The 22,524-nt window shown below is 63.1% G+C and carries 22 protein-coding genes; 19 read left to right on the top strand and 3 right to left on the bottom strand.

The features are described from left to right. Nucleotides 1-55: 55 nt before the first annotated feature. From DL891_RS00390 to DL891_RS00335, 12 genes are all read left to right on the top strand, one after another. The gene (locus DL891_RS00390) at nt 56-874 is read left to right on the top strand and encodes an L-threonylcarbamoyladenylate synthase (RefSeq protein WP_111718391.1); all 819 of its coding nucleotides are present in this window, start codon (nt 56-58) and stop codon (nt 872-874) included. A 2-nt stretch (nt 875-876) separates the two neighbouring features. Further along, nucleotides 877-2,016 carry an MraY family glycosyltransferase gene (locus tag DL891_RS00385; RefSeq protein ID WP_111718389.1) on the top strand — a complete coding sequence of 380 codons (1,140 nt, stop codon included), beginning with the start codon at nt 877-879 and terminating at the stop codon, nt 2,014-2,016. After that, entirely contained in the window at nt 2,013-2,504 is a 492-nt protein-coding gene (locus DL891_RS00380; RefSeq protein WP_111718387.1) for a hypothetical protein, read from the top strand. Before DL891_RS00385 ends, DL891_RS00380 begins: the two co-directional genes overlap by 4 nt. 229 nt (nt 2,505-2,733) lie before the next feature. Further along, nucleotides 2,734-3,528 (top strand): F0F1 ATP synthase subunit A, encoded by a 795-nt coding sequence (gene atpB, locus DL891_RS00375; RefSeq protein ID WP_198668710.1) that lies wholly within the window; start codon nt 2,734-2,736, stop codon nt 3,526-3,528. Between the two features lie 52 nt (nt 3,529-3,580). Then, nucleotides 3,581-3,814 (top strand): ATP synthase F0 subunit C, encoded by a 234-nt coding sequence (gene atpE, locus DL891_RS00370; protein ID WP_111718383.1) that lies wholly within the window; start codon nt 3,581-3,583, stop codon nt 3,812-3,814. A gap of 34 nt (nt 3,815-3,848) precedes the next feature. Continuing rightward, on the top strand, nt 3,849-4,412 hold the full coding sequence (locus DL891_RS00365) for a F0F1 ATP synthase subunit B (protein WP_111718781.1): 564 nt from the start codon (nt 3,849-3,851) through the stop codon (nt 4,410-4,412). After that, nucleotides 4,412-5,206 carry a F0F1 ATP synthase subunit delta gene (locus tag DL891_RS00360; RefSeq protein ID WP_111718381.1) on the top strand — a complete coding sequence of 265 codons (795 nt, stop codon included), beginning with the start codon at nt 4,412-4,414 and terminating at the stop codon, nt 5,204-5,206. Before DL891_RS00365 ends, DL891_RS00360 begins: the two co-directional genes overlap by 1 nt. Before the next feature lie 114 nt (nt 5,207-5,320). Next, nucleotides 5,321-6,958, top strand: coding sequence for a F0F1 ATP synthase subunit alpha (gene atpA, locus DL891_RS00355; protein WP_111718379.1), 1,638 nt, complete (start codon nt 5,321-5,323; stop codon nt 6,956-6,958). Nucleotides 6,959-6,960: 2 nt separating this feature from the next. Beyond that, a complete protein-coding gene (locus DL891_RS00350) occupies nt 6,961-7,860 on the top strand; it encodes a F0F1 ATP synthase subunit gamma (protein WP_111718377.1) in 900 nt (299 codons plus the stop codon). A 73-nt stretch (nt 7,861-7,933) separates the two neighbouring features. Then, nucleotides 7,934-9,403 carry a F0F1 ATP synthase subunit beta gene (gene atpD / locus DL891_RS00345; RefSeq protein ID WP_111718375.1) on the top strand — a complete coding sequence of 490 codons (1,470 nt, stop codon included), beginning with the start codon at nt 7,934-7,936 and terminating at the stop codon, nt 9,401-9,403. Nucleotides 9,404-9,405: 2 nt separating this feature from the next. Continuing rightward, entirely contained in the window at nt 9,406-9,675 is a 270-nt protein-coding gene (locus DL891_RS00340) for a F0F1 ATP synthase subunit epsilon (RefSeq protein WP_111718373.1), read from the top strand. Between the two features lie 116 nt (nt 9,676-9,791). After that, a complete protein-coding gene (locus DL891_RS00335) occupies nt 9,792-10,535 on the top strand; it encodes a YaaA family protein (protein ID WP_111718371.1) in 744 nt (247 codons plus the stop codon). A gap of 14 nt (nt 10,536-10,549) precedes the next feature. On the opposite strand, the gene DL891_RS00330 is transcribed toward DL891_RS00335, so the two are convergent. Further along, a complete protein-coding gene (locus DL891_RS00330) occupies nt 10,550-11,080 on the bottom strand; it encodes a methylated-DNA--[protein]-cysteine S-methyltransferase (protein ID WP_111718369.1) in 531 nt (176 codons plus the stop codon). A gap of 152 nt (nt 11,081-11,232) precedes the next feature. Here DL891_RS00330 and DL891_RS00325 point away from each other — a divergent pair, with 152 nt between their 5' ends. The 5 genes from DL891_RS00325 (at nt 11,233) to DL891_RS00305 (ending at nt 18,176) form a co-directional block, all read left to right on the top strand. Beyond that, nucleotides 11,233-12,213 carry an aldo/keto reductase gene (locus DL891_RS00325; RefSeq protein ID WP_111718367.1) on the top strand — a complete coding sequence of 327 codons (981 nt, stop codon included), beginning with the start codon at nt 11,233-11,235 and terminating at the stop codon, nt 12,211-12,213. A 228-nt stretch (nt 12,214-12,441) separates the two neighbouring features. Next, a complete protein-coding gene (locus DL891_RS00320) occupies nt 12,442-13,044 on the top strand; it encodes a TetR/AcrR family transcriptional regulator (RefSeq protein WP_157962333.1) in 603 nt (200 codons plus the stop codon). 20 nt (nt 13,045-13,064) lie between these two features. Then, nucleotides 13,065-14,792, top strand: coding sequence for an ABC transporter ATP-binding protein (locus tag DL891_RS00315; RefSeq protein ID WP_111718363.1), 1,728 nt, complete (start codon nt 13,065-13,067; stop codon nt 14,790-14,792). Between the two features lie 32 nt (nt 14,793-14,824). Next, nucleotides 14,825-16,795 carry an ABC transporter ATP-binding protein gene (locus DL891_RS00310; protein ID WP_111718780.1) on the top strand — a complete coding sequence of 657 codons (1,971 nt, stop codon included), beginning with the start codon at nt 14,825-14,827 and terminating at the stop codon, nt 16,793-16,795. A gap of 121 nt (nt 16,796-16,916) precedes the next feature. Next, nucleotides 16,917-18,176: a DUF4192 family protein gene (locus tag DL891_RS00305; protein ID WP_111718361.1), complete on the top strand. Its 1,260-nt coding sequence runs from the start codon at nt 16,917-16,919 to the stop codon at nt 18,174-18,176. A 107-nt stretch (nt 18,177-18,283) separates the two neighbouring features. Here the strand turns inward: DL891_RS00305 and DL891_RS00300 are convergent, their stop codons facing one another. Next, complete coding sequence (locus tag DL891_RS00300; RefSeq protein WP_232818927.1) at nt 18,284-19,672, bottom strand: aspartate aminotransferase family protein; 1,389 nt, start codon at nt 19,670-19,672, stop codon at nt 18,284-18,286. An 11-nt stretch (nt 19,673-19,683) separates the two neighbouring features. After that, entirely contained in the window at nt 19,684-20,166 is a 483-nt protein-coding gene (locus DL891_RS00295; RefSeq protein ID WP_111718359.1) for an Lrp/AsnC family transcriptional regulator, read from the bottom strand. A gap of 307 nt (nt 20,167-20,473) precedes the next feature. Here DL891_RS00295 and DL891_RS00285 point away from each other — a divergent pair, with 307 nt between their 5' ends. Both DL891_RS00285 and DL891_RS00280 read left to right on the top strand, forming a co-directional pair. After that, nucleotides 20,474-21,523 carry an FHA domain-containing protein gene (locus DL891_RS00285; protein WP_232818926.1) on the top strand — a complete coding sequence of 350 codons (1,050 nt, stop codon included), beginning with the start codon at nt 20,474-20,476 and terminating at the stop codon, nt 21,521-21,523. Between the two features lie 52 nt (nt 21,524-21,575). After that, nucleotides 21,576-22,418, top strand: coding sequence for a PP2C family serine/threonine-protein phosphatase (locus DL891_RS00280; RefSeq protein WP_111718353.1), 843 nt, complete (start codon nt 21,576-21,578; stop codon nt 22,416-22,418). Nucleotides 22,419-22,524 lie beyond the last annotated feature (106 nt).

Below are 22,524 nucleotides of genomic sequence, written 5' to 3'. Positions count from 1 at the left end.
GAGTGCAGGTGGGTTGCAGGTTCGCGTGGCCCGGCGGCGGTATCATTTATTCGCAATGGCTCGCATCTATGACTGTTCGGAGAATACCGAACTCCTGGCCGGGATGAGGCTCGCACGCGCGGCGATAGGACGCGGCGAGCTTGTCGTCATCCCCACAGACACCGTTTACGGGGTCGCCGCCGACGCTTTCACCCCGCGTGCGGTGCAACGATTGCTCGACGCCAAGGGGCGTACCCGGCATGCGCCGCCGCCGGTGCTCATTCCGGATCTGGCCACCCTGGACGCCCTCGCCAGCCACGTTCCCGTTGCCGTGCGCGACCTGGTCGCAGAGTTCTGGCCGGGGGCGCTGACGATCATCCTGCCCTCCCAGCCCTCGCTGCTCTGGGATCTCGGCGACACGCACGGCACCGTCGCGCTGCGCATGCCCGCCAACCCGGTGGCACTTGAACTGCTCGCCGAGACCGGACCGTTGGCCGTCTCATCCGCGAACCTCACCGGCCAGCCGGCGGCCGACACCGCCCAGGAGGCGGAGGGGATGCTCGGAAATTCGGTGACGCTCTACCTCGACGGCGGTCGCGCCGAGGGCACCGGCGGGGCGCACCAGGGCTCCACAATCATCGATGCCACCGGGCTCCAGGCCGAGGGCGGAAAGATTCGCGTGCTCCGTTCTGGAGTGATCAGCGAGGAACAGTTGCGCGCCGTGATCGGTGACGTGCTCGAACGTGCAACCGAGGAGCCCGAGCCAGACGTCGCGTCGGTGGCGGATTCCGAGCCCAGCGATACCGAGCCGAGCGATGCCGAGCCGAGCGATTCCGAGGCGAGCGATGCCGGGCGACCCGATGCAATCGCACCCGGGGCGCAGGCGAGCGGCTAGGCATGCTCCTCTTTCTCCTCATGGCACTGATCGCGGCCATCGTGACCCTCGCGCTCGGTTTCGTGATCTGGCGTGTCGCCCTGAAACATCAGTGGTATCCCATGATCCGGGACCGCGACGTGCACACCCGGCCCACACCCAGGCTCGGTGGAATCGCGATGTTCATCGGAATTCTCGCGGCCTTCGCGGTGGCCTCCCAGATCGGCTACTTTCGGCTGGTCTTCGACGACCCGGTTCCGATCCTGGCCATTCTCGGGGCATCCGGCCTGATCGTCGCGATGGGAGTGATTGACGACATCTGGGACCTGGACTGGATGACGAAGCTCGCCGGCCAGTTCATCGCAGCCGGCCTGGTCGCGTGGAAGGGGGTCACGATCCTGTCGATCCCGATCGGTGAGATCGCCCTGTTCTCTTCCAACGTCTCCCTCATCCTCACAATTTTTGCCATCGTGCTGGTGATGAACGCGATCAACTTCATCGACGGGCTCGATGGGCTGGTCGTGGGAGTCGCCCTGATCGCGAACGGTGTCTTCTTTCTCTACACCTACCTGCTGTGGCGTGACATCTCGCCGTCGAACTACTTCAACCTGGCGTCGTTGATCGCGGTTGTTCTCGTTGGCGTGTGTGTCGGCATCCTGCCGCTGAACTGGCACCCAGCACGAATGTTCATCGGCGATGCCGGTGCCCTCCTGATCGGCCTCCTGATGGCGACGGGTGCGATTGCCGTCACTGGCAGCATCGACCCGGCGAACATCAGCCGCTCCCAGTTCCTGCCCGCATTCATCCCGATACTGTTGCCGTTCGCGGTGCTGATCGTGCCCGTGGTCGACTTCTCGATGGCGGTGATCCGACGGCTGCGCGCAGGAAAGAGCCCGTTCAGCGCCGATCGCAAGCACCTGCACCACAGGCTGCTCGATATGGGGCACTCGCATTTTCACGCCGTGCTGATCTTTTACGCCTGGACGGCGGTGTTCTCGATCGGCTGCCTGCTGTTCTACCTCGTGCAACCGAATTGGATCGCCGTCGTCTTCTTGGCTGTGGGCCTACTCGCCTGCCTCGCCATCACGCTGGCACCGCTCGGCCGCCGAGATCGGGCACGCCGCCTGCAACCCGCCCCATCCACACCCAAGGAGAGTTCATGACCAACCCCGCACACGAAACCTCGGTCGCCGGAACCGGCAACAGTTCCACCCCCGTGCTGGTGAAGGCGCTCGCTTGGGGAGCCCTGTTCGCGGTGACGCTTGGGGTCGTCGGTGCCGTGATCGGCGCCATCGTGGTCGGGCCGGTCGGAGTGTGGAGCGCTCTGATCGGCGCGGCCATGGCCGCGGTGTTCCTTGGAATCACGGTGGGCAGCATCCTGTTGGCCAATCGTTTTCACGTCGCCGCATTCTTCCCGATCGTCCTGGGAGCCTGGCTGCTGAAGTTCATCCTGTTCATCGTGCTCGCACTCGTGCTCAAGGACCAGCCCTGGATCAACACCATGGTGCTTTTCCTCTGCCTCGTGATCGGGGTCATCGGCTCCCTGGTCATCGACGTCGTGGTCGTTATGAAGACTCGAATGCCGTATGCCAGCGACGTCATGCTGCCGACCGGATACGACGAGAGTCAAGACCAGAACCATGAGGCCTGAGGCAATCGGGAATTCGATTCGTCTCCAAGGGATTTCCTTTGCTAGAGTAATGGAGGTTATTCGGCCGGTGACGAGAAAGTCGGGCCGAAATCTCGTGTCGGAGACGATGCGCAAAAAATAGACGTGGATGGCCGACGAGGTTCGGTCATCATCCCACCATCTGAACTCGCGAGAGCGTCACGCTCTACGCCCGAAACAGGAGACGGCCCTGCTAGCTAACGCTGTGAACATGCTTGTTGGGGTTACTTCATCCGGCGACGGTGAGTTCCACCCGCCGACGATCATGGAGTTCTTCCCTCCAGCGATCCTGTTCGAGGGAACCCCGTTCGAGCTCAACCGCATCATGTTGGTGCGCCTGATCGCGGTCGCCGCCATGCTGGTGCTCTTCTGGCTCGGAACCCGCAAGATGACGATCATCCCGGGGCGGGGCCAGTCGATCGTCGAAATGCTGCTGGACTTCATCCGCATCAACGTCGCCGAGGAGCTTCTGGGCAAGAAGGACGGCAAGCGGTTCGTGCCGATCCTGGCGACGATCTTCTTCATGATCCTCGCGATGAACATCACCGGTGTCATCCCCTTCCTCAACATTGCCGGCACCAGCGTCATCGGTGTACCGGTGGTGCTCGCGATCGTTTCCTACGTGGTATTCATCTACGCCGGCGTGAAGAAGAACGGCGGCAACTTCTTCAAGCTGGCGCTGTTCCCCTCCGGCGTGCCGAAGGCGTTCTACATCCTGATCACGCCGATCGAATTCCTCAGTACTTTCATCCTGCGCCCGGTAACGCTGACCCTTCGTCTGTTGATGAACATGGTCGCCGGCCACATCCTGTTGGTGCTCTGCTTCTCGGCCACCTGGTTCTTCTTCGTCAACGCCGACGGCCTGATGGCGCTCTTCGGAGTTCCGACCCTCGCTTTCGGCCTCATCTTCACGCTCTTCGAGATTCTGGTGGCCGTACTGCAGGCCTACATCTTCACTCTGCTCACGGCTGTCTACATTCAGCTGGCCATCTCAGAAGAACACTAAAAATCGCCTCCGGCAACCGCCGGAATCGAACCAACGGAAGGAAACACCCCTCGTGGAACCAACGAACCTCGCCGAACTGTCCGGTAACATCGCGACGGTCGGCTACGGCCTGGCAGCGATCGGCCCCGGTATCGGTATCGGTATCGTCGTCGGCAAGACCATCGAGTCGATTGCCCGCCAGCCCGAACTCTCCGGCAAGCTCCAGGTCACCATGTGGCTGGGTATCGCCTTCACCGAGGCGCTCGCTCTGATCGGCCTGGCGACGTACTTCATCTTCACCGCCTAGGAAGGTGAACACTGTGCTGATTCAAGGAGCGCTGATGCAAGGAGCGCTGATTCAGGCAGCCTCAGCTGAGGCTGCGCCGAACCTGTTGCTGCCAGCGGTCTACGATCTCGTTTGGTCGGCGCTGTGCTTCGCGGTCGTGCTCGCGGTCTTCTTCTGGAAGATTCTGCCAAATTTCCAGCAGATGCTGGACAGGCGTTCTGCCGCCATCGAGGGCAACATCGCCAAGGCCGATGAGGCCCAGCGTCAGGCTGAGGCCGCCCTTGAGGAGTACACCGCCCAGCTGGCCGAGGCACGTGCCGAGGCCGGGAGCATCCGCGAGACCGCCCGAGCCGACGGACAGCGTATTCTCGCTGACCTGAAGGAGCAGGCGGGCGTCGAGGCAGCTCGGGTCACCGCGCAGGCCAAGACGCAGATCGAGGCCGAACGGCAGGCCGCAGTGGTCTCACTGCGCCAGGAGGTCGGCTCACTGGCTCTGGATCTCGCCTCCGGCGTGATCGGGGAGTCGTTGACCGACGACGCCAAGGCCTCATCGATCGTCGACCGATTCCTGGCCGACCTCGAAAAAAGCGAAACGGATAAGGCAGGCTTGACCAAGTAATGGGAAGCGCGACCAGAGAAGCATTGGCCAGGGGCAGGGCGGCGCTCACAGACCTCGGCGACAAGATCGATTTGGCGACAGCCGAAGACCTCTTTGCCGCGGGACGTGCCGTCGGCGCGTCCGCGCCGTTGAAGGCAGCTCTGGCCGACTCGGCAGCCACACCTGAGAAGAAGGCAGCCCTGGTCGACCAGGTGTTCGGGTCGAAGCTCGGGGGCAATGCCACCGTGCTGCTGAAGACGTTGGCCACGAGCCGCTTCTCCGATCAGGACGACCTGCTCGTGGGACTTGAAGATCTTGGCATCCGTGCCGCGGCCATCGCGAGCGTCGGCACGGTATCGGTTGAAGACGAACTGTTCACCTTCGGGGAGGCCGTCGCCAGCAACTCCGAATTGGAACTCGCCCTGGGCAACAAACTCGGCGACACCGGTGCAAAGCTTGCGCTGGTCGATCGACTGCTCGATAAGGCGTCGCCGGCAACAAGGGCGATCGTCGATCATCTGATCGCCCAGCCGCGCGGACGCCGGGTGCGCAAGCTCACGGGCTTCGCGGCCTCGATCGTCGCCGATGCGGCAGGGCTGCACGTGGCGACCGTCACCAGTGCGGCGCCGATCGCCGAAACGCAACTCAACACGCTGAACGAGAAGCTGAGTGCGATGTATGGCCGGCGGCTACAGCTGAACACCGTGATCGATCCGAGCGTCGTCGGTGGACTGCGGGTGCAGATCGGCGACGACGTGATCGACGGCAGCATTGCCACCCGTATCAAGGACTTGAAGCTGCAGTTGCAGCACTGAAACACGCAGCACGGAAACACGTAGTACTGAAAAAGCAGCGCTGAAGCCAGCGCTTCCCCAATTTTTACACCGCGGGGGCCAACCCCCAGGACAAGAGACAAAGAGGAACTTCAGATGGCAGAACTTACGATCAGCCCGGATGAGATTCGTGATGCTCTGAAGGACTTCGTCACGTCCTATGAGCCCGGAACCGCGGCAGCGACCGAGGTCGGCACCGTGATCGATGCCGGTGACGGCATCGCCCACGTCGAGGGACTTCCCGGCGTGATGGCCAACGAGCTCATCAAATTCGCCAATGGCACCCTGGGACTTGCCCAGAACCTGGACGAGGATGAGATCGGTGTCATCATCTTGGGCGAGTTCTCCGGAATCGTCGAGGGCATGGAGGTGCAGCGCACGGGCGAGGTACTCTCGGTGCCCGTCGGCGATGCGTTCCTCGGCCGTGTGGTTGACCCGCTGGGTTCCCCCATCGATGGCCTCGGCGAGGTCAAGACTGACGTTCGTCGCGCATTGGAGCTCCAGGCTCCCGGCGTGATGGCCCGTAAGTCCGTGCACGAGCCGATGCAGACCGGCATCAAGGCGATCGACGCGATGATCCCGATCGGTCGCGGCCAGCGTCAGCTGATCATCGGTGACCGCCAGACCGGCAAGACCGCTCTCGCCATCGACACCATCATCAACCAGAAGGCCAACTGGGATTCCGGTGACGTGAACAAGCAGGTGCGATGCATCTATGTTGCGATCGGCCAGAAGGGCTCCACCATCGCTTCGGTGAAGGGCGCCCTCGAGGAAGCCGGTGCGATGGAGTACACCACGATCGTCGCGTCGCCCGCATCCGACCCCGCCGGCTTCAAGTACCTCGCCCCGTACACCGGAAGCGCCATCGGGCAGCACTGGATGTACGACGGCAAGCACGTGCTGATCGTCTTCGACGACCTGTCGAAGCAGGCCGAGGCCTACCGCGCCGTCTCCCTGCTGCTGCGGCGCCCGCCGGGCCGCGAAGCCTACCCCGGTGACGTGTTCTACCTGCACTCCCGGTTGCTTGAGCGGTGCGCCAAGCTGTCTGACGAGTTGGGCGCCGGCTCGATGACGGGTCTGCCCATCATCGAGACCAAGGCCAACGACGTGTCGGCCTACATTCCGACCAACGTGATCTCGATCACCGACGGCCAGATCTTCCTGCAGTCCGACCTGTTCAACGCCAACCAGCGCCCCGCAGTCGACGTGGGCATCTCGGTGTCGCGTGTCGGTGGAGACGCCCAGGTGAAGAGCATCAAGAAGGTCTCCGGAACACTGAAGCTGGAGTTGGCGCAGTACCGTTCGCTCGAGGCGTTCGCGATGTTCGCGTCTGACCTCGACCCCGCCAGCCGCCGCCAGCTCGCCCGTGGTGCCCGGTTGACCGAGTTGCTCAAGCAGCCGCAGTACTCGCCGTACCCGGTCGAGGACCAGGTCGTCGCGATCTGGGCCGGCACCAACGGCAAGCTCGACGAAGTTCCGGTTGAGGACATCCTGAGGTTCGAGCGTGAACTGCTCGACTACTTGGGCCGCAACACCGAGATCCTCTCCACGCTGCGCGAGACGAACGTGCTGTCTGATGAGACGGCTGACGCTCTCGCCGCCTCGATCGATACGTTCAAGCTCGAGTTCCAGACCGGCGAGGGCAAGCCACTCGCCTCGGTCGGACGCGAGGAGTTCACCGCCATTGACGAAGAAGATGTCAACCAAGAGAAGATCGTGAAGGGCCGCCGCTAACCATGGGAGCGCAACTTCGGGTCTACCGGCAGAAGATTCGTTCTGCCCAGACGACCAAGAAGATCACGCGAGCAATGGAGTTGATCTCCGCCTCGCGGATCCAAAAGGCGCAGGCGCGCGTGCGTGAGTCGACGCCGTACTCGCGGGCGATCACCCGTGCGGTGTCCGCTGTGGCGACGTACTCGAACATCGACCACGTGCTCACCACGGAGCCGGAAAAGATCGAACGCGCTGCGGTCGTCATCTTCGCCTCCGATCGGGGTCTCGCGGGCGCATTCAACGCCAACGTGTTGAAGGAGTCGGAGCAGCTCGCCGAACTCCTGCGCAGCCAGGGCAAAGAGGTCGTCTACTTTCTGGTGGGCCGTAAGGCGAATGCCTACTTCGCGTTCCGCAAGCGCGACGCCGAGCGAGTGTGGACCGGCGGAACGGATGCGCCACAGTTCGAGACGGCACAGGAGATCGGCCAGGCTGTGCTCGAGGCGTTCCTGCGCGACGCGAGCGAAGGCGGTGTCGACGAGATCCACATCATCTACAACCGGTTCGTGAACATGTTGAGCCAGGTTCCGGAGGTCGTCAGACTGCTTCCGTTGGAAGTCGTCGAAGGCGTCGAGGAGCCAGACAGCACCGCGACTCTGCCGCTGTACGAATTCGAACCGGATGTCGAAGAGGTTCTGGATTCACTGTTGCCGGTGTACATCGAGAGCCGGCTGTACAATGCCATGTTGATGTCTGCGGCGTCAAAGCATGCCGCGACCCAGAAGGCGATGAAGTCCGCCAGCGACAACGCAGACAAGCTCATCACCAACTACACCCGGCTCGCGAACAACGCGCGCCAGTCTGAAATCACCCAACAGATCTCAGAGATCGTCGGCGGCGCCGACGCCCTCGGGTCGGGTAAATGAACACCTGGCACGATCGCACATCATCCAAGTTTTGACAGATTCACGTCTCTAGAGGACAAGAGGAAGAAGAGCAATGACACCGACTGCAACCGCGACCGACCAGGTGGCGACGAACGGCACCGCCGGTGCCACCGGCCGGGTCGCCCGCGTCACCGGGCCCGTCGTCGACATCGAGTTTCCGCACGACAGCATTCCTGGTATCTACCACGCGCTGAAGACCACCATCACGGTCGGCGGCGAATCACACGAGATCACCCTCGAGGTGGCGCTGCACCTGGGCGATGACCTCGTTCGCGCGATCGCGCTGAACCCGACCGACGGTGTCGTCCGCGGCCAGAGTGTGACCGACACGGGCGGACCGATCTCGGTTCCGGTGGGCGATGTCACCAAGGGCCGGGTCTTCAACGTGATCGGCGAGATTCTGAATGCCGAGCCAGGCGAGAAGATCGAGATCACCGAGCGTTGGCCGATTCACCGCCAGCCGCCGCCCTTCGACCAGTTGGAGTCGAAGACCGAGCTCTTCGAGACGGGCATCAAGGTCATCGACCTTCTCACGCCGTATGTTCTCGGTGGAAAGATCGGCCTGTTCGGTGGTGCCGGCGTCGGCAAGACCGTCCTCATCCAGGAGATGATCCAGCGCGTCGCCCAGAACCACGGCGGTGTATCCGTGTTCGCCGGTGTCGGTGAGCGTACCCGTGAGGGCAACGACCTGATCGTTGAGATGGAAGAGGCCGGGGTCTTCGACAAGACTGCGCTGGTCTTCGGCCAGATGGATGAGCCGCCGGGCACGCGTCTTAGGGTCGCCCTGAGCGCGCTGACCATGGCAGAGTACTTCCGTGACGTGCAGAACCAGGACGTCCTGTTGTTCATCGACAACATCTTCCGGTTCACCCAGGCAGGCTCCGAGGTCTCCACGCTGCTCGGCCGCATGCCGTCTGCTGTTGGATACCAGCCCAACCTGGCCGACGAGATGGGTGTCCTCCAGGAGCGCATCACGTCGACCCGTGGTCACTCGATCACGTCGCTGCAGGCAATTTACGTGCCCGCTGACGACTACACCGACCCGGCTCCGGCAACGACGTTCGCGCACTTGGATGCGACCACCGAGCTGAGCCGTGAGATCGCGTCGCAGGGCCTGTACCCCGCGGTCGACCCGCTGACATCAACCAGCCGCATCCTCGACCCCCGTTACCTGGGTGAGGCGCACTACCAGACCGCCACCCGGGTCAAGGCGATCCTGCAGAAGAACAAGGAGCTGCAGGAGATCATCGCCATTCTCGGTGTCGACGAGCTCTCGGAAGAAGACAAGATCACGGTATCGCGTGCACGTCGCATCCAGCAGTTCCTGTCGCAGAACACCTACATGGCGAAGAAGTTCACGGGCGTCGAGGGCTCGACGGTTCCGCTGAAGGACACCATCGAGTCGTTTGCCGCGATTGCCAACGGTGACTTCGACCACGTGGCCGTTCAGGCCTTCTTCAACGTGGGAGCCATCTCCGACGTGGAAGAGAAGTGGGCGCAGATCCAAAAGGAGAACGGGTAGTCATGGCTTCGGCCCCATTGCAGGTCTCGCTCGTAGCGGCCGACCACGAAGTGTGGTCGGGCGAGGCGTCATTCGTGGTCGCTCGCACCGTTGTCGGTGAGATCGGTATCCTCTCCGGGCACGAGCCGATGCTCGCCATTCTCGGCAGCGGCGAGGTGCGGATCACGAAGCTCGACGGCACCAAGCTCATCGCGAATGCAGATGATGGCTTTCTCTCCGTGGAGAACAATGCCATCACCATCGTGGCACACCATGCCGAACTGGTGAAGTAGCCGCTCGAACACTGAATTGAGACGACGGGGACGGGCATTCTGCTCGTCCCCGTTGTCGTTGAAAGTGTTGTCGCTCAGCGTGTCGTCGTTGAGCCCCTCCTCGTCGAAGGTGAACCATGTTGATCATCCTGCCGCCGTCTGAGACCAAGACCAGTGGCGGCAGCTCGGGCGCGCTCGACCTGACGGGTTTGTCGTTTCCCGGCCTGGCCGCTCATCGCGCCTCGTTGCTTCAGGCGGTGGAAGAATTGGCGGCGAATGAGGAACAGAGTATGGCCGCCCTGAAACTTGGGCCGAAGCAGTTGTTCGAGGTGGAGCGCAATCGTACGGTGTCCTCGTCGCCGACCCTGCCCGTGCTCGAGCGGTACACCGGTGTGCTCTTCGATCCGATAAAGGCGAGCGAGCTCACCACGCAGGAACGCGAGTTCGCAACTCGGCACGTCGTGGTGCACTCGGCCCTCTTCGGGCTCGTCGGGGCTGCCGACCTGATCCCGGTGTATCGGCTTTCGCACAATTCGCGGGTGCCGGGGTTCACATTGGGCAAATACTGGAGTGACGCCCTCCGTTCAGCTCTCAGCGCACGAGACGACCTGATCCTCGACCTTCGTTCGCAGTCGTATGTTGCGCTCGGGCCTGCGCCGGTGCGGGAGGGGTCGTACTACCTGCGAGTCGTGACCGAGGGCACGGATGGCCGAAAGCGCGCCCTGAACCACTTCAACAAGACGGCGAAGGGTTCCCTCGTGAGGGCCCTGATCACTTCGGGGGCGAACCACGCCACGGTGTCGGAGCTCATCGACTGGGCCGCGGGCGCCGGCTTTCGGCTCTCCCGTGGCGCACCGGGCGAGCTGGAACTTCTGGTCTGAGACTCGGAGCCCGATCACTTCGCTTGGCTCGAGACCTGCGTGTGCACGATGCCTTCGTGGTCGAGAAGCCAGATCTTTGTAGGAACTCCCGCGCCCTGGCTGTAGCCCGTGATCGCGCCGTCTGCTGCCAGTACACGATGGCACCCCACAATGATGGGGAATGGATTGGCCCGCACCGCAGACCCGACGGCCCGTCCGGCCGTTGGTCTGCCGAGGCGCCGACCGATCTCACCGTAGGTGATCACCTCACCCCAGCTCAGGGCGCCGAGGATCTGCCAGACGTCGTTCTGGAATGGGGTTCCCGATTCCCTGCGTGGGGCGGTGAATCGAACACGTCGCCCGTCGAAGTAGCGATCGAGTTGACGTGCGGTGTCGCAGAGTACCCGGCTGGAATTCTCCGGCAGATGATCGAGGGGAAGCGCTCCGTCACGCTCGACGGCGACCCCATCAAGAGTGGCGGCAGAGCCGGTCAATTGGATTCGGCCGATGGGCGAATCGATGCGCACACGATGGAGCGGGGGATCGGGTGTGGTTTCTGTTGACATGCACCGACCGTAGGCGACCCGCTTCCCGCGCCGCCGGCGAACCGAACACTCTGCGACACTCCGGCGCAGAGCGGCGCTGTGGAGGAGTGGCGAGAACCGGGCGATGCCGTGGCGCCCAACCCGATGTGGGGCGACGGGCTAGCCTTGGGAACATGACTTCAATGAACTACCGCCCCCTCGGGCGCTCGGGCCTCATGGTCTCCGCGATCGGGCTGGGCTGCAACAACTTCGGCCGAGCACGCAGTGCGACCGAAACCCAAGCGGGCACGGACGCAGTCATCCACCAGGCCGTCGATTCGGGGATCACCCTCTTCGACGGTGCTGACATCTACGGGGCGGAGTCCGGCCTGAGCGAGAGAATGATGGGCAATGCGCTGAAGGGTCGCCGTGACCAGATCGTGCTCGCGACCAAGTTCGGCATGGACATGGCCGGCGCGAACGGTCCCGATTGGGGAGCGCGGGCCGCGAGGCGGTACATCCGACGTGCGGTGGAGGCATCACTCGTCCGGCTGCAGACCGATTGGATCGACCTGTACCAGTTGCACGAGCCCGACGGTGTCACCCCGATCGAGGAGACACTGTCGACGCTGGATGACCTGATCACAGAGGGCAAGATCCGGTACATCGGCCATTCCAACTTTGCCGGTTGGCAGATCGCGGAGGCCGAACTCACCGCCGAATTGAACGGGCACCCGAAGTTCATCTCGGCCCAGAACGAATACAACCTGCTCAGCCGCGGCGCCGAGGCGGAGGTTCTGCCAGCGGTCAACGCCTTCGGGCTCGGATTCCTGCCCTTCTACCCGCTGCACGACGGCATCCTCACCGGAAAATACACCCGGTCGGGTGGCCCCGCCGATGGCCGGGTCACAGTCAACAAGCCACATCTGATGGATCGGGTCGACTGGTCCGTGATCGAGCAATACCAGGCTTTCTGCGATGAGCGCGGTGTGAGCATGCTCGATGCGACGTTCGCCTGGCTGCTTGCCCAACCGGGGGTGACCAGCGTGATTGCCGGCGCGACCAAACCCGAGCAGGTGGTGCAGAACGCAGCCGCGGGTACCTGGCTCCCGACGCCTGAGGATATCGCCTCGATCGACGCGATATTCGCCGCCGTGCCTGCCGAGACCCCATAGCCTGCCGAGACCCCATAGCCTGCCGAGACCCCATAGCCTGCCGAGACGCCATAGCCCGCCGAGACTCCTTGGCCTGCCGATAACCCTTAGCCCTCCGAAACCCCTTCGCCCGCCGAGAGGTGAGCAGTTGGGGTTTTCCGACGGCGAGAACCCCGACAACTGCACACTCGGCAAAATCTCGGAAAGAAGTGCTTGTGAGTGAGCACTCACTCAGTTAGAATTCTTGACGTGCAAGATCCAACTGTGCTACCCGGTGAACCGTTGTCGCCGGCACGGGCGCGCCCGTTGGCTCTCGAGGATCGGCAGGCGATGATCATCGAGGCGGTCACCCCGTTGCTGATGGAGTTCGGCCCGCAAGTGACTTCGCGGCAACTCGCCGACGCCGCAGGGATCGCGGAGGGGACCGTGTATCGTGCGTTCACCGACAAGGAATCGCTGATCAATGCGGTGCTGGATAAGCAGATGGACTTCGCCCCGTTGCAGGAGGCCCTGGCAATGATCGATCCCGGCCAGCCGCTGGAGCAGAAGATCCTTGCAGCAGTCACGCTGGTGCAGGCGAAGTTCCTCGAGATCTTCGGCTTGATGGCACTGTTCGGCGAACATCGCCATCCTGCCAAGGCGCCGCGGGACACCTTGGCCAAAATTTTTGAGGCGATGCTCGCACCCGACGCCGGCCGGCTCAACTGTCCTCCGGAGGTTGTGGCTCGGATGATCCGGCTGCTCGCATTCTCCACGTCGATACCGCACCTCAACGACGGGGTGTCCTACACCCCCCAAGAAATCACCGACATCGTTCTGTACGGCGTTGCCGGCGCCCGTCCGTCGCTCTGACAGAACACACAAGGAAACCAATGTCACGCCTCCTGCGCCGCTACCTCGCCCCCTATTGGAAGCTGCTTCTGGCGGTGGCGGTCTTCCAGACCGCACAATCCATCGCCTCCCTCTACCTCCCCAGTCTGAACGCCGACATCATCGACAACGGCATCGCCAAAGGCGATGTAGGCCACATCATCATGGTCGGCGGCGTGATGCTGGCGGTCACACTGCTGCAGGTGGTGTGCGCGATCATCGCCGTGTACTTCGGGGCGAAGACCGCAATGTCTCTGGGCCGCGACCTGCGCGGCGGCATCTTCGACCGGGTCAGTGTCTTCTCCGAACGTGAAGTCTCCCAATTCGGTGCGCCCTCGCTGATCACGCGCACCACCAACGATGTGCAGCAGGTGCAGATGTTCGTGCTCATGGCCTGCACCATGTTCGTCTCCGCGCCGATCCTCGCCGTCGGCGGCGTGATCATGGCCCTGCAGCAGGATGTCGGCCTGTCCTGGCTGATGGCGGTCGCCGTCCCTGTGCTGCTGATTGCGATCGGCCTGCTCATCATGAAGATGGTGCCACAGTTCCAGCTGATGCAGAAGCGCATCGATGTGGTCAACCGGGTGCTTCGGGAACAACTCACGGGCATCCGCGTCATCCGGGCGTTCGTCAGGGAAGACGTCGAGACAAAGCGGTTCGCAGACGCGAACAAAGACCTCACCGCCACCGCGCTGAGTGTCGGGCGCTACTTTGCACTCATGTTCCCGATCGTGATGCTGGTGCTCAACGTCTCCTCTGTCGCGGTGATCTGGTTCGGTGGCATCCGGGTGAGTGAGGGCATGGAAGTGGGAGCCCTCGTCGCCTACCTGAGCTACCTGCTCCAGATCCTGATGGCCGTCATGATGGCCACCTTCATCGGTGTCATCCTGCCGCGCGCAGCCGTCAGTGGCGGCCGTATCGCCGAGGTGGTCGACACCGAGACCTCGGTGAAGATGCCCGAGCACGGAGTGACCGAACTGCCGAAGTCGGGCACCGTTGAATTCCTGGATGTCTCGTTCTCCTACCCGGGAGCCGAAAAACCGGTACTGCGCAACCTGACGTTCGATGTGCGCCCGGGCCAGACCACTGCCGTCATCGGCAGCACCGGCAGCGGCAAGACCACGCTGATCAATCTGCTTCCCCGCCTGTTCGACGCCACCGGCGGGTCGGTACTGGTCGACGGTGTGAACGTGCGCGACCTCGACCCCGACGTGCTCTGGAGCCGCATCGGGCTCGTGCCCCAGAAGCCCTACCTCTTCTCCGGAACCGTCGCCAGCAACCTGCGCTACGGCAACCCCGACGCCACCGACGCCGAGCTCTGGGATGCCTTGACCATCGCCCAGGCCGCCGACTTCGTGAGCGCGATGGATGATGGTCTCCAGGCGCCGATCGCCCAGGGCGGCACGAACGTCTCAGGCGGCCAGCGACAACGCCTGGCCATCGCCCGCGCCCTGGTCAAGCAGGCCGAGATCTACGTCTTCGACGATTCATTCTCGGCGCTCGATTCGGCAACAGATGCGCGGCTGCGAATGGCTTTATCCCGCACCATGGCTGACGCAACCCTGATCATTGTCGCGCAGAGAGTGGCGACGATCGTCGAGGCCGACCAGATCATAGTGCTCGAAGGCGGCGAGATCGTCGGTCGAGGCACCCACGACGAACTCCTGACAACATCGAAAACCTATGCTGAGATCGTCTCATCCCAGCTCACCGCGGAGGAGTCAGCATGAGCGCCACTGGCGACAAGAACAAAGCCGGTGCGATGTCTGAGCGACCGGTCGCCCCACCTCGCGGCGGAGGGCCCCGTGGTGCCGGCGGGCCCGGACATGGCCCGGGTCCCGGAGTCCCGGTCGAGAAGGCGATCAATTTCTGGCCGAGTGCCAAGCGTCTGCTCGGCCACCTGGCACCGCACAGACTCGGCCTTGCCACAGTGGTTCTCCTGTCGGTCATCGGTGTCTTCTTCAACGTGCTCGGCCCGAAACTGCTGGGCACAGGAACGAACATCATCTTCGACGGTGCGATCTCGAAGAACCTTCCTGCAGGCATGACCCAGGAGCAGATCGTCGACGGCCTGCGCGCCACGGGGCAGAACAGTCAGGCCGACCTGCTCAGCGGAATGAACCTCACCCCCGGTGTGGGGATCGACTTCAATGCGCTGAGCAGGGTGCTCATCGTCGTGCTCTCGCTCTACATCCTTTCGTCCGTGTTCTCCTGGCTCTCCGCCTACGTGCTCAACGATGTCGTGCAGTCGACGATCTATCGACTGCGACAGAATGTCGAGGACAAGATCCACCGGCTGCCGCTCAGCTACTACGACCGCACGCCGCGCGGCGAATTGCTCAGCCGGGTCACCAACGACATCGACAACATCTCGCAGACCCTGCAGCAGACGTTGAGCCAGATGCTCACATCCCTGCTGACGGTGATCGGCGTGATCGTGATGATGCTGATCGTGTCGCCAATACTGACCCTGGTCGCGGTGGTCTCGATACCCCTGACCATCCTCATCACCGTCGTCATCGCGAAGCGGTCGCAGAAACTGTTCGCCGCCCAGTGGAAGCACACCGGTGAGTTGAATGCCGACATCGAGGAGAACTTCACCGGACACGCGCTGGTCAAGGTGTTCGGCCGCCAGCGAGAGGTGGCGGAGGTGTTCAACGCGAAGAACGAGGAACTCTACAAGGCGAGCTTCGGCGCGCAGTTCGTTTCGGGGATCATCATGCCGTCAATGATGTTCGTTGGAAACCTCGTCTACGTCGCGATCGCCGTGATCGGCGGGATGCGGGTCGCTGCGGGGGCAATGAGCCTCGGCGATGTGCAGGCGTTCATTCAGTACTCCAGGCAGTTCACCCAGCCGCTCACCCAATTGGGCAGCATGGCCAACCTCTTGCAGTCTGGTGTCGCTTCGGCCGAACGGGTCTTCGAGTTGATGGATGCCGACGAGGAGAGCCCCGATTCGACGACGCCGGAGAGCCCCTCAGGCACCCGTGGGCGGCTCGTCTTCGAAGACGTGTCGTTCCGGTACGCGGAAGACACCCCGTTGATCGAGCATGTTTCCCTGGTGGCCGAGCCCGGCCAGACCATCGCGATCGTCGGCCCCACCGGGGCGGGCAAGACCACGCTGGTCAACCTGATGATGCGATTCTACGAACTCAATTCCGGTCGTATCACCCTGGACGGCGTTGACATCGCGAAGATGACCCGGGACGACCTGCGCAGCCGGATGGGTATGGTGCTGCAGGACACCTGGCTGTTCGGCGGGTCGATTCGCGACAACATTGCGTATGGTCGCCCGGAGTCCACCGAAGAGGAGATCGTCGAAGCGGCCACCGCGACCTTCGTCGACCGCTTTGTTCGCTCCCTGCCCGAGGGGTATGACACGGTACTCACTGATGAGGCAGGCAACGTCAGCGCGGGAGAGAAACAGTTGCTCACGATCGCGCGTGCGTTCCTGGCCCGGCCGAGTGTGCTCATCCTTGACGAGGCCACCAGTTCGGTCGACACCCGCACCGAGGTGCTGGTGCAGAAGGCCATGGCCGCCCTGCGCACCGATCGCACCAGCTTTGTGATCGCGCACCGCTTGTCGACGATCAGGGACGCAGACCTCATCCTGGTGATGGAGCACGGCCAGATCGTGGAACAGGGGAGCCACCGCGAACTGCTGGCCGCGGAAGGCGCCTACTTCGACCTCTACAACGCGCAATTCGCGGCCCCCGTCGCTGACGAGGTCTGACGTCTGGCCCTGACCCGCACCGGCCCATGCATGTTGTGCACAGGCCGGTGTGCGGTGCAGTTCTCCCCAGATAGCTGGCCGGAGCCCTGGAGGACTGTCGGGGTCAGGCACGCTGGCCGGTATGAAGACAATCGTGAAGACCCGCGAAGCGCACGAGTTCCTCGCCCTGGTTCCCCACCTGGTCGGGTTCACCCCCAAACAGTCGGTGGTCATGGTGGTGTTCCGCGGCAACCAGACCTCCGGTGCATTGCGGGTAGACCTGCCCGTGGGGTTGAAGGAGCAGTTCCAGAAGAAGTTCGTGACGACCCTGGTCGGAATGCTCTGTAAGGTTCGCGACGCCGATGCCGTGGTTCCGGTGATCTACACCGACGAATCGTTCGCCCACGCCGGCGGAGCACCGCACCTGGAACTGGCCACGATGCTGGTCGGGCGTGCCGAGATGGCGGGCTTCGCCGTTCGCGATGCCCTGTGCGTCGCTGCCGACGGTTGGGGCGGCTACCTCGACCCTCACGCGCCGTCCGCCGGGCGACCCCTGACCCAGATCATCGAATCGGAGCGGAGCACACCGTGGTCAGACCGCGCAGACCATCGGTTGGGCCCGGCGGCGGAAATGGCCAGAATTCCAACCGCTGACCCAGCAGTCAGGCGCCGGGTCGCTGCCGACCTCGGTCACCTCACCGCGATACTGGGAGACCCACGCAGCAACCTGGGGCTGGTGAGGATGAACCGAATCGTCAGCCCGGTCGACCTGGCCGAGATCTCCCTCTCATTGGCTCTGGCCGGCACGAGCACGCGGGATACGGCGATCCTTCTGCACTTCGTCCAGGCGCCGCCCAACCGGGACCAGATGATGATGCAGTTCGCGTTCGGGCCGGAGGTCGGCCACGCGGTGCACACCTCGAACAAGAAGTATCTGCGCATCCAGGCGCAGGACGGCCGCTCGATGGATGAGATCGTCGCCGAGGAGATCGCCGCCCGACAGGCGGCGGGCCTTTCTCCGATGCCCGAGAAGACCGCCTACGATCCGCGAACCGGCGCCACCCTGGTAATCGATGACATCGTGATCGGCCACGTCGCCGAGCGGCCAGACGTCGACCGGGTGAGGCGAGGGATCGCGCTGCTGACGCATCTTGTGCAGATGGCGCCAAAACCGTTGCGACCGGCGCCACTGTGCATGCTCGCGTGGTTGAACTGGACGCTCGGTCTCGGCTCCGTCGCAGGACTGCATCTTGACCGGGCGCTGAAGATCGACCCCCAGTACGGCATGGCGGTGTTGCTCAACACGATGCTCGCCTCCGGGCACCTGCCGGAGTGGGCGTTCAACGATCCTGGTGATGCCCCGAGAGATCGTGGCTCAGCCTTGACCGGCCCGGAGGGTTGACGGGCCCTGCAGCGAAACCCGAATTCGTTGCAGACGCACCAGACCCCCGGAACCCAATGGGCCCGGGGGTCTGGTGTGCGGTATCAGCTGCTTGAGGCGCGCGCCTTTTAGAGGCGCGCGGATGCCTCGGTCAACACCTTGCGCAGGATCGCACCGATCTCGGCGAACTCGGCCGGCCCGATGGTCAGCGGCGGCGCGAGCTGGATGACGGGGTCTCCCCGGTCGTCCGCGCGGCAGTACAGGCCACCGTCATAGAGCGCCTTCGACAGGAAGCCGCGCAGCAGGTGCTCGGATTCCTCCTCGTTGAAGGTCTCCTTGGTCTCCTTGTTCTTCACCAGTTCGATACCGAAGAAGTACCCGTCGCCCCGAACGTCACCGACGATCGGCAGGTCGAGCAGCTTCTCCAACTCGGCCCGGAACAGTGGGGAGTTCTCACGCACGTGCTCGCAGAGCTTCTCCTCCTCGATGATGTCCAGGTTCTCGAGCGCGACAGCTGCAGCCACCGGGTGCCCCCCGAAGGTGTAGCCGTGGTAGAAGACCGTGTCGCCGTGCTTGAACGGCTCGTAGATCTTCTCGCTCACGATCGTGGCGCCGGCGGGGGCATACCCACTGGTGATGCCCTTCGCGCAGGTGATCATGTCGGGAACGAAGCCGTACGTCTCGCAGGCAAAGATGTTCCCGATCCGACCGAAGCCGGTGATCACCTCGTCGGAGACCAGCAGAACATCGTATTTGTCGCAGATCTCGCGCACGCGCTGGAAGTAGCCGGGGGGAGGCGGGAAGCAGCCACCGCTGTTCTGCACCGGTTCGAGGAAGACCGCGGCAACCGTATCCGGGCCCTCGAATTCGATCATCTCGGCAATACGGTCGGCCGCCCACAGGCCGAACTTCTCCAGGTCGTCGCCGTGCTCCGGTGCCCGGTAGAAGTTCGTGTTGGGCACCCGGAATCCACCGGGAACGATCGGTTCGAACATCTCCTTCATGCCGGGGATGCCGGTGATCGCCAGTGCACCCTGCGGGGTGCCGTGGTAGGCGATCGCACGAGAAATCACTTTGTGCTTCATGGGCTTGCCCATGAGCTTCCAGTAGTGCTTGGCGAGCTTGAACGCGGTCTCATTCGCCTCGCCTCCACCGGAGGAGAAGAACACTCGGTTCAGGTCGCCCGGGGCGTAGCCGGCAAGCCGGTCGGCGAGTTCGATCGCTGCCGGGTGGGCATAGGACCAGAGTGGGAAGAAGGCCAACTCCTCGGCCTGCTTCGCTGCGGCCTCAGCGAGGCGCTTCCGGCCGTGACCCACGTTCACAGTGAACAGGCCGGCGAGACCATCGATGTATTTGTTGCCCTCGATGTCCCAGATGTGGTGTCCGTCACCCTTGGTGATGATCGGTACTCCCTGGCCGGACTCCATCACGGACTGGCGTGCCATCGCCATCCAGAGATGATCCTTCGCCTTCTGCTGAAGTTCTTTGTTGTTGTATTCGTTCATCTTCTTATACATTTTTGCTATTCCTATCGCGTTCCCCAGTTGTACAACTGTTTGTGCAGTTTGAGATAGACGAACGTCTCTGTGGAGAGAACGCCTTCCAAACTGCGAATCTGTGAGTTGAGCAAAGTTATGAGATCTTCGTCCGACTCGCACACCACCTCTGCCAGGATGTCGAAACTGCCGGCCGTCAACACCACGTAGGCGACCTGCGGGATGGACTCCAGCGCTGTTGCCACTGTACGCATGTCACCAGTGACACGCACACCGATCATCGCCTGCCGAAAGAAGCCCAATTGCATGGGATCTGTCACGGCGACCACCTGCATGACCCCGGCATCGGTCAGTTTCTGCACCCGCTGCCTGACGGCGGCTTCGCTCAGCCCGACGTGCTTGCCGATCTCCGAGTAGGAGCGACGGCCATCTTCTTGCAGCTGCTCGATGATCTGCTTCGAGACTTCGTCAAGCTGAATCGGGCGTACCGAGGGTGTGCGCTGAGACCGCTTCATGCCTCGATTATGGCAGTAAATATGCATGAACACAAGTGTATTCGTTGTGTTTGCGTTGATTCACTTCGAATTTCATATGTTTAGTCATGAAGTTTCACCACGGCTTCGGGCAGGGCCGCACCGCAGCCACCAGGCTTCTGGTGCAGGAAGACGTACACGACGAGTTCGTGGCCGTGGCCACGGCAAGGATCTCTCCTTGTTCGGCTTCGAGGATTACACTCGCATCAAGCACGTCATGAGCTACATCGGTTCCTGACGGGGGAAGGCGCCAACGCGGCGCGTGGGTGAGCGACGAGGCGGTCAGGCAGTGATTTCAGGGCGTCTCTTCGAGGTGCGAGATTCCTCTGCGCGCTCGCAGTGGACGTTCGTCGCGGGGAAGAGTTTCATCGTTGCCATCCTCGCGGTCGAAGACGTCAGTGCACTGAGCTCATTCGACTCACTGGTTTCGCGGGCCGATACCCGAGTGGAAGAACTCGTCGCCGCGGTACCGCAATCGGATTCTGAGGGTTCCTTCGCGATCGTCGCGGAGATCACCGGCACCAGCGACGGTGAAGCCGCCGCTGTCACCGTGGTCGTTCGTGGTGATACGGCCGTCGACGTCTACTCTGTGGGCGGTTGGCGGCGGGTCACCGACCGGGGCATCAGGCCGTGGTTGCTGGCAGACTTCCCGGGCACCACCGCGATCGTGATCGGTTCGACGGAGGCTCCAACACAGGACGTCGACCGCCTCGACCGGACGGAACTTGCGGCTGCCACGCGGGTCTTCTCCGCATCCAAATTGCTCTGGAGTGTCCGAGGGGACGAGCCAGAAGCCTCGAGCGCCTTCGAGCCGCAGGCATCCGACGCGGAGAGCAGGTTTGCGCCGGGGGAGCCACGAACCCCGGCCACCGACGACACCGTGCTCATCCCGCGGCTGAAGGCGGCGGGGGCGTGGACACCGCCGCCGATCCCGAACGCACCACTGGAGCGTGCGCCCACAGGAGAGGTGTACCGTTTCCGAGTCGGCGGCCAAGAAATCCTGCTGACCGAAACCGCGTTTGTGGGCAGAAACCCGCAGCAGCCTCGAATCCGAACCTCCGATACGGTGCGCCTGGTCACTGTGGCCTCGGCCACGCGAGAGGTGTCCAGCACTCACCTCAAGATCGAACAGGTGGGCAGCACCGTGGTGGTCACCGATTTGGCCTCGGCAAACGGCACCATCGTGACGGCACCGGGTGCGGCGCCGGTGCGGTTGCGCGGGGGGGAATCGCTGGTTGTGGGCCCCGGCACACGGCTGGACATCGGCGACGGTAATATTGTCGAGATTCTTACCATCGTTTCCGCGCCGGCATCGCACACGGCCGAACCTTCCGCGTGAACCGATCGATGGCAACGGGCACGTGACGACAGAGCAGGGAAGTCCAGACAGTATGAGCCAACCGAGTTCCCCGAGCCCAGCATCCGACCCCTGTGCCCGCAGAGCCGGCCGGGCAACCGTCGTCGGCACGGACGGTTCCCAGGTCACCGTGGCCTGGGCGGCAGCCACCGAGACGGGGCTCGTGCGCGCCAACAATCAGGACAGTTATTGGGCGGGCTCTCCGGTCTTCGTCGTCGCCGATGGGATGGGCGGTCATTCAGCCGGGGAGGTCGCATCGCGCGCGGTCACTAACCGATTTGAGGAACTGGCCGCCGATGGTTTTGCCGAACCGGAGGCGATCGGCGAGGCGCTCCTCAAAGCCGTCGAAGACATCCGGCACGCTGCCGAGGTCGGTCCTGACGCCGGTATCGACGCCGGAACGGGAACGACCGTGACCGGCATCGCCCTGTGTGAGCGCGACGGTGCCCCGGAATGGGTTGTGTTCAACATCGGTGACTCTCGGGTCTACCTCTGGCGCGATGACGCGCTCCTCCAGGTGACAACCGATCACTCTGTGGTTCAGGAACTGGTCGCAACAGGAAAGATCACCCCGGCAGAAGCCGAAGTGCATCCCTACGGAAACGTCATCACTCGGGCGGTCGGTTTCAGCGAGGAGCCCCGAGCGGATTACTACGCCCTTCCCGTCCTGGCCGGGACGCGGCTGCTGATCTGTTCCGATGGCTTGAGCAAGGAATTGACCGCTCACGGTCTGGCGCACTTCCTTTCAAACAATGACACTGCCGATGCGGCCGTTGAGGCGCTTGTTCAGGCCGCGCTTGAAAATGGCGGACGTGACAACGTCACGGTGATCGTCATCGACGTGCTCGACGTCACCTCCTCATCCGTCACCTCCTGATCCGTCACCTCCTTATCCGTCACCTCCTGATCCGTCACGTCGGCGATCTGCGCCAGCCGGCCGGTGCAGGTCGAAGACTCGAACTGGGGTAGTGGAAAGCTGGGAA

The sequence above is a fragment of the Homoserinimonas sp. OAct 916 genome (genome assembly GCF_003260275.1).
In the GTDB taxonomy this organism is placed as follows: domain Bacteria; phylum Actinomycetota; class Actinomycetes; order Actinomycetales; family Microbacteriaceae; genus OACT-916.
This window is presented reverse-complemented; position numbering and strand designations above follow the sequence as displayed.